Genomic DNA, 13,342 nt, shown 5'->3' with positions numbered 1-13,342 from the left:
CGGAAGCAGGACTGGAGGAGTACTGGAGGACGCCGACGATGCTCGACTGCATGACGTCGCGCGCGGCACAGGGTCAGGATCTCGACCGCGGCCCGCTGCTGACGATCGCGCAGGCCGGTGAGTACCTGGGCACCGGTGAGCGGTTCATCCGCCGACTGATCACCGAGCGCCGCATCGCCTACGTCAAAGTCGGCAAGTATGTGCGCCTGGAGCGCGCGACGCTAGACGCCTTTGTGGACGCCGGCCGCGTCCACAGTCAGCGGTAACGACGGCGGACAACCGCTGACGCTCCCGGCACGGTCGCGGCGTGGCCAAGCGGACGTTTGGGACAGTCGACGAGCTTCCCAGCGGTCGCCTTCGCGCTCGGTATCGCGGCCCTGATGGTCGACGTCACGCCAAGGTCTTCACCACCAAGGCCGACGCCTGGGCCTGGCTGGCCACCCAGCAGACCGACCTGCTCCGCAAGAGCTGGCGAGCGCCGAACATCAGCAGCCGCACCGTCGGTGAGTACGCCGAGGACTACCTCGCCCGCCACGACCTCCGTGCGAGCACCCGAGTCCTGTACGCCGGCCTGTGGCGTCACCACCTCGCCGGGCCGTGGGCGGGCGTCCCCGTCGACGAGGTCACGCCGGCCGCCGTCCGCTCGTGGCACGCCAAGGCCGGCCGGACGACAGGCCCCACGGCGGTGGCCCAGTCGTACCGGCTCCTGCGGGCGATTCTCAATGTGGCGGTCGCCGACGAGGTCATCTCCTCCAACCCGTGCCGGCTACGGGGCGCCGGTACGCCGAAGGCCTCCCGTCCCTCCCGCGCGCTCACCGCGACCGAGGCCATGCTGCTGGCGGAGCAACTGGAGAAGGACCGGAGAACCGAGCGCTACCGGGCCCTCGTGCTCGTGCTCGCCTTCGGTGGCCTCCGGTTCGGCGAGGCCACCGCCCTACGCCGGTCCGACGTCCTCCCCGGCGGTCGACTGCGCATCGAGCGTTCCGTGCGGCGCGTCGAGGGCCGGTGGGTGGTCGGCGAGCCCAAGACCGACGCCGGACATCGGACAGTGACCCTTCCGGCCGGGATCGCGGCGGTACTGGAGGACCACCTGGAGAAGCACGTCCCCGCTCTTCCAGACAGTCTCCTGTTCGCCACTAGTTCCGGCGGCTACCTCGCCCGCAGCAACTGGAACTCGACCTTCCGTCGCGCCGCCGACGCCATTGGCTTGCCGGCGGTCCGGCCGCACGAACTCCGCCACACCGGCGCCACCCTGGCCGCTGCCACCGGAGCGACCACCAAGGAGCTGATGCGCTGGCTCGGCCACTCCTCCCCCGCCGCCGCGCTGCTCTACCAGCACGCCGCCGACGACCGCGACGCCGACATCGCCCGTGCCCTCGACGCCATGTCGGGAGCGACGGTCGAGTCATCGGGCGATGATCCGGACCCGAACGAGTAGCAGGGCTCCAGGCGCGGTGGGTCACGCGTGGGTCACGCCGAAGCCCTGGGTCATGTCTGGGTCACGAGCGCTCGCGCGGAGGTCCTAATAGGGCGCTGACCAGCACAGACAAGGTCACGAGATCCCGCCTTCCAAGCTGGCCATGCGGGTTTGATCCCCCGTCACCCGCTCCACGCGTTGCCGCAGCTCGATCGGCCCGTAAGGCAGCGAGCAAGCCACCGACCGGTGGGCCGCCCAGGGACCCGCGCCGACCCGGCTCCGGGAGCGCGGCCAACTCGCCGCTGCACTCGCCGACCCCTTCGTCCGCTCCAGTCACGCCGCGAGGGCGGGGGACGGCTCCAGCCGTACAGGAATCCCGTCCGCGAAGGTGATCGCCTGTCCGATGGCGACGTCAGCACCGGTCGCTCGTCGCCGATCGCGTGGGATTGAGCGCCCGTGCCCAACAGTTCCTGGCGGCTCGCTGATCACCTACGACCACGGCCCGCGACGGTCGACCGTGTGACGGGGTCTTGATGCAGCGGTGATGGTCTGCTCGCAACTCTTGTCTTTGAGCTTCCCGCAGTCCAGCACCCACCCTCGGAGCAACGTCATGAACAAGGCCTCGCCAGTGGCCGGCACCACCGCGGACACCACGTCCACGGACACATCGACCGCCGCGCCCACCCCCGGGACCACGGAGCAGTCACCGGGGGACTCCCAGACGCCGACCGGCCAGTGGGTCCTCGGCTACTACGTCGGTTACCAGATCTCGCGCTACCCCATTGCGGAGATCGACTGGTCCTGCCTGACCCACATCGCCTTCGCTCCGCTCAAGGTGAACACCGACGGCACCTTGGACCTGGGCTTCGACGACGAGACCGGCCAGGGCGAGGCACACGCGAAGGAGCTCTCGGCCGCCGCGCGGGCTCACGGGGTCAAGTCCCTGCTCATGCTGGGAGGTGCGGGCGCGGGCGCCAACATCGCGCAGGCGGCAACCACCGAGAACCGGGCCGTGTTCATCGGCCGACTCCTGACGACGATGGACGAACTCGGCTACGACGGAATCGACCTCGACTGGGAGGACCACGTCGTGCCGGCCGACCTCGTCGCGCTCGCGCAGGGGTTGCGCGAGGCTCGGCCGGACATGCTCCTGACCTACCCCGGCGGGACGATCAACAGCAACATCCAACAGCCGTCGGACTACGCCGAGCTCGCAGGGCTGGCACCCTACGTCGACAGGTTCTCGGTCATGTCCTACACCGGCACGTACTTCCTCGGATACGGCTGGGAATCCTGGTTCGTCAGCCCGCTCAGCGGATCCGGGGGACCTCACCCGGTGACCATCGACGACAGCCTCCAGCGGTGGGCCGACGTGGGAGTGCCCAAGTCGAAGCTCATGCTGGGGGTCGGTGCCTTCGCCATCTGCTACCCGAGCTACATCACCGAGCCCCGCCAGACGACGTTCGGGAACGACGAACCCGGACATGAGCACGACGAGATCACCGGTGGAGACAACGTTTTCCCACTCGGGGACGTCTTCGCCCAGGGCGGCGCCCTCGACCAGCACCCGGGTGCTCGGCGCTGGGACGAGGTCGCGCAGCAGCCCTACCTCTCCCTGCCCGCCGACGCCACGGGCGACGGTCATTGTGGCCAGCCGAGTCGGTACATCCCGTATGACGACGAGGAGTCGATCAACGCGAAGGGCAAGTGGTCACAGGAGCGCGGCTACGGCGGCACGATCGTCTGGACCGTCCAGCAGCTACGACTGCCCCCCGGCGCCACCGGCGGCAAGCCGCGCGACGCACTCATCAAGGCCCTACGGACCGGGTTCCTGACACCTCAGCTGGTCGGTACCCCCTGACGCAGACCAGCGCCGACAGCCCTCCGGGGCCACCTTCCCCAGCTGGCCGTGCGCGTTCGATCCCCGGCGTCCGCTCCGCGCGTTCATGGAGATCAACCGCGAGCCCTGGCTCCCGACCGAGTGGGGGTGCAGAGGCGCCGCGCAGCGGTGCACCCGACGTCGCCCCGTCCGGTCAGGATCAGATGTCGAGGTCCTCGACGTCGGGGCGGCTGCCCTCCCGGGTGAGGGTGTCGTAGAAGTCGGCCGGCATCCTGTCGCGCAGCTCCTCGAGGCTGTCGGCGACGTCGAGGGTCTCCTCGGTCGGACCCCACCACCAGCCGCGGGCGATGTCGCGCCGGAGGTTCTCCTTCAGTCCCTGCTTAAAGTCGCGCCAGTTCTCGGCGGGGTTCCCGCCGCGTTCGCGCTCCCAGCGGTCCCAGTCCCAGTGCCAGCCGCCGCGCCAGGTCTCCGGGTCCGACCACGCCGCCCAGTCGGGCATCCGGCTGGTGTGCAGGGCGAACTTCCCCTTGGGCGTCCGGTAGACGCGGAAGCGCTCGATGCGCCGCTCGGCCGTGGGGTGCCGCCACTCGCCGAGCAGGACACCGGAGAACCGCTGCTCGCGGCGGTCGCGGCCGCTGCCGGTCCGCACGATCACCTGCTCGTACCCGCCCTGGCGGGCCTCCTCGGCGTCGACGAAGCGGCGGAGGGCGCGGGACACGGCCGCGGACAGGTTCCCCCCGGCCAGCGTCTGGGCCCGCTCGTACAGCGCGAGGTCGTCGTCGGACACGTAGATCGTCTTGTTGGGCATCCTCGCCTCCCGGACCGCTGTATACGTATGCGGGTATTGGACTCCCATCCGTGCACCGGGTCAAGCCCGGTCGGTGCCGGGGGCAGTGCTCGAGGTCGCCGGCGTCTCCGCGCCGCGGAGGACCGGCGGGGGCTAGGACGCCGCCGGCGTGATGTTCGGGTTCAGCCGGAACAGGTTGCCCGGGTCGTAGCGGGCCTTGAGCAGCCGCAGCCGGTCGAGGTTCGTGCCGAAGGAGGCCCGCACCTTCTCCGGTGCGTCGTCGGTGCCCAGGTGGTTGACGTAGCCGCTGCCCGCCATGTGCGGTTCGGCCGCCGCCCAGTGCGAGCGGAGCCAGTCGGTGTGCCGCTCCGACTCCCCCGCCTCGGTCCACTGGGCGATCACGTCGACGTCCCACTGCTCGCGGCGGGCGGCGAACGCGGTGTCCTCCGGCGGGACGCGGACCGCCGCACCGTGCACGTGGAAGAACAGGATCGCGCTCAACGGCGAGGAGAACCCGGCGGCGGCCGCGGTGACGGCGTCGACCAGACCGTCGTCCAGCCGCTCGGTGAACGCCGAGCGCCAGTAGCGGTGCAACCCGTTGACGGCGTTGGGCTGGTCGAGCATCGACTGCCGCGCCACGTAGGGCATCGGCGCCACGAGGTCGGCCAGCGGCGGGCCGAACTCCCGGGCCGGCCGCAGCACCCGCTCCCCCTCGTCCATCGGGCCGTTGTAGCCGAGCAGCAGGGCGATGACGGGCACCCCGGCCTGCGGGTCGGTCAGCAGCGCGCAGTAGGCCTCGGCCGCGTCGGGCAGCGTGGCGCAGAAGTCGCGGTAGAAGCGCAGCACGTCCCCGGCCCGCTCGAGCGGGTGCACGACCAGGCCGCCGAGCACCTCGCCGACCGGGTGCAGCCGGTAGCGCAGCGACGGGACGACGCCGAAGTTGCCACCTCCGCCGCGCAGCGCCCAGAACAGGTCGGGCTCGCGGTCGGCGTCGACGGCGTGCAGCTCGCCGTCGGCGGTGACCACCTCGGCCGACAGCAGGTTGTCCACCGCCAGGCCGTGCTTGCCCATGAGCCAGCCCAGGCCACCGCCCAGGGTGAGCCCGGCGACCCCGGTGTTGGAGACCGTGCCCCCGGTGGTGGCCAGGCCCGCGCGCTGCGTCTGCTCGTCCAGCTCGCGCCACCGGACGCCGCCGCCGACCTGCGCGGTGCGCGCGTCGGCGTCGACCGTGATCGTCCTGAGCAGGGACAGGTCGATCACCAGGCCGCCGTCGTTGGTGCCGTAGCCAGGAGCGCTGTGGCCGCCGCCGCGCACGGAGAGCAGCAACCCCTCCTCCCGGGCGAAGCCGACGGCGCGCTGCACGTCGGCGGCGTCCAGGCAGCGGGCGATGGCCGCCGGACGGCGGTCGACGTCGCCGTTCCAGACGCGCCGCGCCGTCTCGTAGCCGTCGTCGTGCGGGCGGAGCAGGGTCCCGCGCAGATCGGCAGCGAGGGCCGTCAGGGCCTGGTCGCGCACGGTTGCCGGCTCGCCGGCCTCGGTGATCGCCATGGTGCCTCCTCCGCGGCGCGGGGCTCCCTGCCCTCGGCACGGGCACCCTGGCAGCGCCGTCCGTGGCGGGGACAGGGCCGGAGGGCCCGCCCGGACGGCTCGGCTGCCGCCGGGACGGCGCCGGCCGTCACGACCCCCGCGCGTTCGGCCTGCGGGGTCCGCTGCACCACGCCACCACTCCCGCTGCGGCGACCACTCCGGCCAGGACCGTGAAGGCGGCGGTGTAGCTGCCGATCACCTCGGCCAGCGCCGTCCCGGCCCACGGGGCGAGTGCCGTGGCCACGGTGATCGGCGCGGCGAAGTACCCGGACAGCGTCCCGTAGCGGGCGGTGCCCCAGCGGTCGGCGACCGCGGTCGCCTGGAGCAGCGTGCCGGCACCCCGCACCGCGCCCAGCGCCACGGCGGCGCCGACCAGGGCGACGGCGGGGCCCCGGAGTGCCCCGAGGAGCCCGATGGCGAGCGCCGATGCGCCGATCAGCAGAGTGGCCCGCCCGGTCGGGGTGGTGCGGGCGCTGATCGGGCCGTAGACGAGGCGGCCGAGCAGCTGGCCGGCGCCGAGCAGTCCCAGCGTCGTGGCCGCCAGCGACGTCGAGAAGCCGCGCCCGGTGAGCAGCGGGATCACCGTCAGGCTCGTCGCGTAGAGCCCGAAGGCCGTCAGGGTGAGGGCGGCCGAGAGCGCCAGGAACTCGCGGCTGCGCACCTCGGACGGGACGCGGCCCTCGGGAGGGCGCCGGGCGTCGGCGGAGTGCGCCTCGACCTCCCAGGCCGGCGTCAGGGCGAGGGCGTGGACCGGGACGGTGACGACCGCCAGCACCGCGGCGAGGACCAGGTAGGTCCCCCGCCAGTCGAGGTGCCGCAGGAGCGCGTCGGTCAGCGGCGCGAAGAGCGTGCTGGCCAGCCCCGCGACGAGCGTGAGCGCGGTGAGCGCCTCCACCCGGCGGTCCCCGTACCAGCGGGTGAGCGCGGCGAAGGCCGCCTGGTAGAAGACGGCCGCCATGGCCGCGCCCGCGACGAGCCAGGCGGCCAGGAAGGCCGCGTAGTCCGGCGCCAGCGCGATGCCCACCGTCGCCGGGACGGCCAGCAGCGAGCCGCTGGTCATCACCCGGCGCGGGCCGTGCCGGTCCAGCCACCGCCCGACCGGGATGCCGGCGAGGGCGGAGACCACCAGACCGGCGGAGAAGGCCGCGGTGGTCGCCGTCGCCGACCACCCGGTGTCGGCGGTGATCGAGGCCAGGGCCACCGGGAAGGCGTAGTAGAGGACGCCCCAGCTGGTGACCTGGGTGACGGACAGTCCCACCAGGGCCCGCCGCGCCGGGTGCCGGGACGACCCGGCGCCCGCCACCGGCGTCACGGGACGGGTCATGGACGGCGACTCACCCGCCGCAGCGGGGACACCGAGCCGGCCGGCCGTCCGCGGCGGGACTGCCGACGGGCCCCCGCGCCGGCGCGGTCGCGCCCGGGAAGCTCCGTCGTCCGCACCCTCGCCATCATGACGGCTCCGCACCACGCCGGCCCCGCCGCCGGCCGGCGCTGCAGCCGGGCGTCCGGGTTGGACAGCCCCCCGCACCCCCCCACAGACTGGGGGCGACCGGCTCCGGCACGGAGATCGCCCGGACAGCGGCGCCGGGTCGCGGCTCAGCACCGGGCCGGCACCGGCACACACCGGGCACTCCCGGGCCGCCCGGTACGTCGACGGGTCCGGCACGCGCCCGCGGCGGGAAGGTCGACCGACGAGGAGACCCCATGGCCAACCCGACCGTCGCCCAGCAGATGGTGCGGATGCTGCGCGACGCCGGCGCCGAGCGCATCTACGGCGTGGTCGGCGACAGCCTCAACCCGGTCGTCGACGCCGTCCGGCACACCGACGGCATCGAGTGGGTGCACGTGTCCAACGAGGAGGGCGGCGCGTTCGCGGCCGCCGCCGAGGCCCAGGTCACCGGCCGGCTCGCCGTCTGCGCCGGCTCCTGCGGGCCCGGCAACACCCACCTCATCCAGGGCCTGTACGACGCCCACCGCAGCGGCGCCCCCGTCGTCGCGATCGCCTCGCACATCCAGTCGCAGGAGATCGGGATGGGCTTCTTCCAGGAGACCCACCCCGAGCGCACCTTCCAGGACTGCTCGTACTGGTGCGAGGTGGTGACGCCCAAGCAGATGCCCCACACCCTGCGGGTGGCGATCCAGACCGCCGTCGGCAGGAGGGGCGTCTCGGTCGTCGTCCTGCCCGGCGACCTGGCCGCCGAGGAGTCCGGCGGCCCGACCGTGCCCAGCGCCATGGTCCCGGTGCCCTCCCCCGTGCGGCCCGCCGACGACCAGGTCTGGGCGCTGGCCGACGCGGTCGACGCCGCCCGCACCGTGACGCTGTTCTGCGGGGCCGGCTGCGCGGGTGCGCACGACGAGGTCATGGCGCTGGCCGGGAAGGTCCTCGCACCCGTGGGGCACGCGCTCGGCGGCAAGGAGGTCATCCAGTACGACAACCCCTACGACGTCGGCATGAACGGACTCCTGGGCTACGGCGCCGCGCACAAGGCCACGCACGAGGCCGACCTGCTCCTGCTGCTGGGCACCGACTTCCCGTACACGAACTTCCTGCCGCAGCGGCGGACCGCGCAGGTCGACGCCGACGCCGGGCACCTGGGACGGCGCAGTCCGCTGGAGGTCGCCGTCCACGGGGACGTCGGCGAGACGATCCGGGCACTGCTGCCGCTGATCGAGCAGAAGACCGACCGGCGGTTCCTCGACTCGATGCTGCGCCAGCACGCCGAGGCGCTGGAGAAGGTGGTCGACGCCTACACGCACCGGGTGGAGCGGATGCGCCCGATCCACCCGGAGTTCGTGGCGGCCCAGCTCGACGAGCTGGCCGCCGACGACGCCGTCTTCACCGTCGACACCGGCATGTGCAACGTGTGGGCCGCGCGCTACCTCACCCCCAACGGCCGGCGCCGGGTGATCGGCTCCTTCCGGCACGGGTCGATGGCCAACGCGCTGCCCCACGCCGTCGGGGCGCAGTTCGCCGCGCCGGGCCGGCAGGTGGTCAGCATGAGCGGGGACGGCGGGCTGGCCATGCTGCTCGGTGAGCTGATCACCGTCCGGCTGCACCGGCTGCCGGTGAAGATCGTGCTGTTCAACAACGCCTCGCTCGGCATGGTCAAGCTGGAGATGATGGTCGACGGCATCCCCGACTTCGAGACCGACCACGAGCCGACGGACTTCGCCGCGATCGCCGAGGGCGTGGGGATCCGGTCGATGCGGGTGGAGGACCCGCGCGACGTCCGCAGCACGCTGGAGAAGGGGCTGGCCGAGCCCGGGCCGGTGCTCATGGAGTTCGTCACCGACCCCAACGCCCTGTCCATCCCGCCCGCGATCACCGGCGAGCAGATCCGCGGGTTCGCCACCTCGGCGACCAAGACGGTGCTCGGCGGCGGCGTCGGGAAGATGATCGACCTGGCGCGGGCGAACCTGCGGAACGTCCCGCGCCCCTGACGGTCCCCGCCGCAGCGCCCGCGCGGACCGCGGCGACGGCGTCGGTCAGCAGGCGGTTCCGGGGCGGCTGGGCCAGGGGGCGCGCTGGGTACGGGGGACCCATGGCAGTGCGCAACGCGGCGGTCGCGGCCGCCGGTCAGTGGGTCGACCCCGACGACGGCATCCGCTACCCCGCAGGTGAGGTCCACGCCTGGGAGCGCGGGCACAACGAGACGCTGTGCGGGCTCTCGCTGCACCGCTCCGGGCTGTCCCGCTTCCCGCACGTGAGCTGGGCCGACGTGCAGCCGGAGTCGGGCCGGCACGCGGAGGAGGTGGCGGCGGTGTGCCGCCGCTGCCGGGCGGCCACGGGCGCCCGCCGCGACGACCGCGGCTGGACCCGGACCCACCCGCGCCCCTGAGGGAGCACGGGATGTCGCGGGCGGCCTCGGCGTCGGCTCCCTACAGTGGAGGCGGCCCTCCGGCACCCAGCACCGCCGCTGGACGGAGACGGTCGGTCCGGGACGACCAGCACAGGCACCCCGGCCCCGGCGCGCGACGCCGCACCCGCCCCCGCTCGACACCCTCCCCAGGAGCCCCGTGCCCGTGAACACCCCTGCCCCGAACCGGACCGCGGCCGCGGACTGGTGGCGTCAGGCCGTCGTCTACCAGGTCTACCCGCGCAGCTTCGCCGACGCGAACGGCGACGGCCTCGGCGACCTGCCCGGCGTCACCTCGCGGCTGCCCTACCTCCAGCAGCTCGGCGTGGACGCCGTCTGGCTGAGCCCCTTCTACCCCTCCGCGCTGGCCGACGGCGGCTACGACGTCGACGACTACCGCGACGTCGACCCGCGGCTGGGCACCCTCGCCGACGCCGACGCGATGATCGCGAAGGCCCACGAGCTCGGGATGAAGGTCGTCGTCGACATCGTCCCCAACCACAGCTCCGACCGGCACGCCTGGTTCCGCGAGGCGCTGGCCTCCCCGCCGGGCTCCCCCGCGCGCGACCGCTACGTCTTCCGCGACGGCAGGGGCCCCGACGGCAGCGAGCCGCCCTCGGACTGGATGAGCCACTTCGGCGGCCCGGCCTGGACCCGCGTGCCCGACGGCCAGTGGTACCTGCACCTGTTCGCCCGCGAGCAGCCCGACTTCAACTGGGACGACCAGGAGGTCCGCGAGGACTTCCTTGCCACGCTGCGGTTCTGGTCCGACCGCGGGGTCGACGGCTTCCGGGTCGATGTCGCGCACGCGCTGACCAAGGACCTCTCCGAGCCGCTGCGCGACTACGGCGGCGTGCACCCCGACGCGATGACCGAGCTGCCGCTGGACGGCAGCCACCCACTGTTCGACCGCGAGGAGGTGCACGAGGTCTTCCGCGAGTGGCGGAAGGTGCTCGACACCTACGACCCGCCGCGGTCGGCCGTCGCCGAGGCGTGGGTGACCACCAGCCGCCGGGTCCTCTACGCGCGGCCCGACGAGCTCGGCCAGGCGTTCAACTTCGAGCTGCTGGTGCAGCCGTGGTCGGCCGAGCAGTTCCGGGTGGAGATCGACGCGGCGCTCTCGGCGGCCGCGGTCGCCGGCGCCTCGGCGACCTGGGTGCTGTCCAACCACGACGTCGTCCGGCACGCCTCGCGCTACGCGCTCCCGGCGGGCACCGACCTCGACGCGTGGCTGCTCTCCGGCGGCACGCGCCCGGCGCCGGACGCCGGGCAGGGCCTGCGCCGCGCCCGCGCGGCCACGCTGCTCATGCTGGCGCTGCCCGGCTCGGCCTACCTGTACCAGGGCGAGGAGCTCGGCCTGCCCGAGGTCGCCGACCTGCCCGCCGAGGCGCTGCAGGACCCGATCTGGGAGCGCACCGAGCACCGGCAGAAGGGCCGCGACGGCTGCCGGGTGCCGCTGCCGTGGACCCGCGAGGGCGGCTCCTTCGGCTTCGGGGACGGCGGCGCGTGGCTGCCCCAGCCGGCCGGCTTCGGCGAGCTGTCGGCACAGGCCCAGGACGGCGTCGAGGGCTCGACCCTGGAGCTGTACCGGGCGGCGCTGGCGCTGCGGCGGGAGCTGCAGGCCGAGGAGTCGCTGCGGTGGGTGGACGCCGGCCCGGTCGCCCGCACGCACGTGCTGCACCTGCGCCGGCCCGGCGGATGGGAGAGCGTCACCAACTTCTCCGCCGCCCCGGTCGACCTGCCCGAGGGCGAGGTCCTGCTCGCCAGCGGCCCGCTGACCGGCGGGCAGCTGCCCCCGGACACCACCGTCTGGCTGCGGGGGTAGTCCTGCACACGAGCCGGGGCCGGGGAGCAGTCGCTCCCCGGCCCCGGTCGCGTCAGTGGTACGCGTGTCAGTGGTAGGCGTGGACGACGGCGTGGCCCCGGCCGCGGCCCATCATCCAGCGGTTGATCGGCAGCGTGACCACGAAGGCCACCGCCAGCGCGCCGGCCAGCGCGAGCCAGAACAGCGCCGAGGACAGCCCGGCCTCCATCGCGCCCGGCACGGAGACGACGACGGCGTTGTCCACGACCTCCATCACCGCGATCGAGACGGTGTCGGCCGCCAGGGCCACCTGCAGCGCCCGCCGCAGCGGCAGGCCCGCGTGCAGGACGCCGCGCATGGTCAGCGCGTAGCCGAAGACGAAGGCCAGCGCGACCGACAGCACCACCGTGGCGACGGTGGACAGGCCCAGCGACGTCCCGATCACCATCCCGAGCACCTCACCGATGGCACAGCCGGTGAGGCAGTGCAGCGTGGCCTGCGCGGCCATCGCCCAGCTGACCGGCCCACCGGCGTGGTCGGTGGCGTGGTCGGTGGCGTGGTCGGTGGCGTGGTCGGGTGTCACGTGCCCGGTCGGGACGGGACCGCCGTGCGTGTGGTGCGGGTTCATGACGTCCTCCTCCGTCGACGCTCGAAAGGTACCCCCAGGGGGTACCTGCGTCAACGCGGGAGGCGGCCCTCACATGCCCGTGACGATGCGTTGCAGGTCCGTGGCCATGCTGGTCGCCTCGCGCGAGGCGCCCACCATGGCCTCCTGCGCCTGCGCGGTGGAAGCGGTCTGCTCCTCGACGGCGGTCGCGATGGTCGTCTGGGCCGCGACCACGCCGACCATGACCTCCTGCACCCGGCCGAGGGCGGCACCGGCGGCGTCGATGTCGCCGCGGACGGCCTCCACGACCCGCCGGATCCGCTCGGTGGCCTGCGCCGTCTCCGCGGCGAGGTCCTTGACCTCCCCGGCGACCACGGCGAAGCCCTTGCCCGCCTCGCCGGCGCGGGCGGACTCGATGGTCGCGTTGAGCGCCAGCAGGTTGGTCTGGTCGGCGATGCTGGAGATGCTCCCGGCGATCTGGTCGATCTCGGCCATGGTGGCGGCCAGGCGCTCCACGGTCCGCGCGCTGTCCCGGGAGCCGTCGCTCGCCTCGTTGGCCGTCGTCGTGGCCTGGCTCGCGGCGGCGGCGATCTCGCTGATGGCCTCGCGCAGGCCGGTCATCACGGCGGTGGCCACGCCGACGTTGTCGTCCACCCGGCGGCCGGCCGCGACCAGCCCGCTGAGCTGCTGCCCGAGCGCGGCAGCGCGCTCCTCCCGCCGGGAGAGGGTGGCAGCGGCCTCCTCCGCCGCGCGGACCCGCTCGGCGGCGAGCTCCTCCTGGGCCCGCACCTGCGCGGCCTGCTGCTCCTCCGCGCGCTGCCGCTCGGCCTCCCGGGCGCGCTCGGCCACCTCGGTGAACTTCCAGCCGTAGGCCAGGAACACCGCCTCGGCGAGGATGAACACGGCGTGCAGTAGGGCGAACAGGACCGGGCTCTGCTGCGCGTGGTGGTCGGAGAAGACCGAGTCCGGCGAGAGCAGGCTCATGGCCGCGTGGTGCACGGCGACGAAGCCGACGGACAGCAGGAACGGCGTCCACATCTGGTAGAGCGCGACCAGGGCGAGGATCGCGTAGAACCAGATGTGCAGGTCCTGCAGGCCGCCGCCGACGTGCAGGAGGACGTCGGCGGCCACCATGAGCCCCAGGCCGACGGCGCTGGCGCGCCCTCCCTGGGCGGGGAGCGCGCGGCCGAGCAGCAGCAGGACGACGATGACGGCGAGCTGGCCCCACAGCAGCCACCCCGACGCCCCCCGCGCCAGGCCGATGCCCGCGAGGACGGGCAGGTGCAGCGCGAGCACGGTGGAGATGACCCCGTGCCGGGTGGCGAAGGTCTGCTCGTCCAGGCGCACACCCCGCGGCACGGTCGCCCACCACCGGGTGGCAGCGGAGGAGGTCGTGGACTCAGCGGGTGTCGGGGTCACCTCCGCCTGTTCGGCCGCGGACCC

11 protein-coding genes are annotated in these 13,342 nt (G+C 73.7%); 6 read left to right on the top strand and 5 right to left on the bottom strand.

Going from position 1 to position 13,342, the window contains the following annotated elements; genetic code table 11:
- Nucleotides 1–38: 38 nt before the first annotated feature.
- The 3 genes from ACWIZO_RS14280 (at nucleotide 39) to ACWIZO_RS14270 (ending at nucleotide 3,278) form a co-directional block, all read left to right on the top strand.
- Nucleotides 39–266, top strand: coding sequence for an excisionase family DNA-binding protein (locus tag ACWIZO_RS14280; protein ID WP_448638331.1), 228 nt, complete (start codon nucleotides 39–41; stop codon nucleotides 264–266).
- A 41-nt stretch (nucleotides 267–307) separates the two neighbouring features.
- A complete protein-coding gene (locus ACWIZO_RS14275) occupies nucleotides 308–1,438 on the top strand; it encodes a site-specific integrase (protein ID WP_448638330.1) in 1,131 nt (376 codons plus the stop codon).
- A gap of 607 nt (nucleotides 1,439–2,045) precedes the next feature.
- Nucleotides 2,046–3,278: a glycosyl hydrolase family 18 protein gene (locus ACWIZO_RS14270; protein ID WP_448638329.1), complete on the top strand. Its 1,233-nt coding sequence runs from the start codon at nucleotides 2,046–2,048 to the stop codon at nucleotides 3,276–3,278.
- Between the two features lie 178 nt (nucleotides 3,279–3,456).
- Here ACWIZO_RS14270 and ACWIZO_RS14265 read toward each other — a convergent pair whose 3' ends face one another.
- The 3 genes from ACWIZO_RS14265 to ACWIZO_RS14255 all read right to left on the bottom strand — a co-directional run bounded on the left by ACWIZO_RS14265 (nucleotide 3,457) and on the right by ACWIZO_RS14255 (nucleotide 6,955).
- Nucleotides 3,457–4,065 (bottom strand): EXLDI protein, encoded by a 609-nt coding sequence (locus tag ACWIZO_RS14265; protein WP_448638328.1) that lies wholly within the window; start codon nucleotides 4,063–4,065, stop codon nucleotides 3,457–3,459.
- A 132-nt stretch (nucleotides 4,066–4,197) separates the two neighbouring features.
- Nucleotides 4,198–5,592 carry an FAD-binding oxidoreductase gene (locus ACWIZO_RS14260; RefSeq protein ID WP_448638327.1) on the bottom strand — a complete coding sequence of 465 codons (1,395 nt, stop codon included), beginning with the start codon at nucleotides 5,590–5,592 and terminating at the stop codon, nucleotides 4,198–4,200.
- Between the two features lie 127 nt (nucleotides 5,593–5,719).
- Nucleotides 5,720–6,955 carry an MFS transporter gene (locus ACWIZO_RS14255; protein ID WP_448638326.1) on the bottom strand — a complete coding sequence of 412 codons (1,236 nt, stop codon included), beginning with the start codon at nucleotides 6,953–6,955 and terminating at the stop codon, nucleotides 5,720–5,722.
- Between the two features lie 380 nt (nucleotides 6,956–7,335).
- On the opposite strand from ACWIZO_RS14255, the gene ACWIZO_RS14250 reads away from it, so the two are divergent.
- The 3 genes from ACWIZO_RS14250 to ACWIZO_RS14240 all read left to right on the top strand — a co-directional run bounded on the left by ACWIZO_RS14250 (nucleotide 7,336) and on the right by ACWIZO_RS14240 (nucleotide 11,313).
- Nucleotides 7,336–9,072 (top strand): pyruvate dehydrogenase, encoded by a 1,737-nt coding sequence (locus tag ACWIZO_RS14250; RefSeq protein WP_448638325.1) that lies wholly within the window; start codon nucleotides 7,336–7,338, stop codon nucleotides 9,070–9,072.
- 101 nt (nucleotides 9,073–9,173) lie between these two features.
- The gene (locus tag ACWIZO_RS14245; protein ID WP_448638324.1) at nucleotides 9,174–9,470 is read left to right on the top strand and encodes a hypothetical protein; all 297 of its coding nucleotides are present in this window, start codon (nucleotides 9,174–9,176) and stop codon (nucleotides 9,468–9,470) included.
- Nucleotides 9,471–9,654: 184 nt separating this feature from the next.
- Nucleotides 9,655–11,313 (top strand): glycoside hydrolase family 13 protein, encoded by a 1,659-nt coding sequence (locus tag ACWIZO_RS14240; RefSeq protein ID WP_448638323.1) that lies wholly within the window; start codon nucleotides 9,655–9,657, stop codon nucleotides 11,311–11,313.
- Between the two features lie 67 nt (nucleotides 11,314–11,380).
- Here the strand turns inward: ACWIZO_RS14240 and ACWIZO_RS14235 are convergent, their stop codons facing one another.
- Both ACWIZO_RS14235 and ACWIZO_RS14230 read right to left on the bottom strand, forming a co-directional pair.
- Nucleotides 11,381–11,920 (bottom strand): DUF4396 domain-containing protein, encoded by a 540-nt coding sequence (locus tag ACWIZO_RS14235; RefSeq protein WP_448638322.1) that lies wholly within the window; start codon nucleotides 11,918–11,920, stop codon nucleotides 11,381–11,383.
- 69 nt (nucleotides 11,921–11,989) lie between these two features.
- The gene (locus tag ACWIZO_RS14230; RefSeq protein ID WP_448638321.1) at nucleotides 11,990–13,258 is read right to left on the bottom strand and encodes a methyl-accepting chemotaxis protein; all 1,269 of its coding nucleotides are present in this window, start codon (nucleotides 13,256–13,258) and stop codon (nucleotides 11,990–11,992) included.
- Nucleotides 13,259–13,342: the final 84 nt, after the last annotated feature.

The organism is Geodermatophilus sp. URMC 63, from assembly GCF_053502565.1.
The sequence above is the reverse complement of the archived record's forward strand: the minus strand, read 5'-3'. Positions and strand labels throughout refer to the sequence as shown.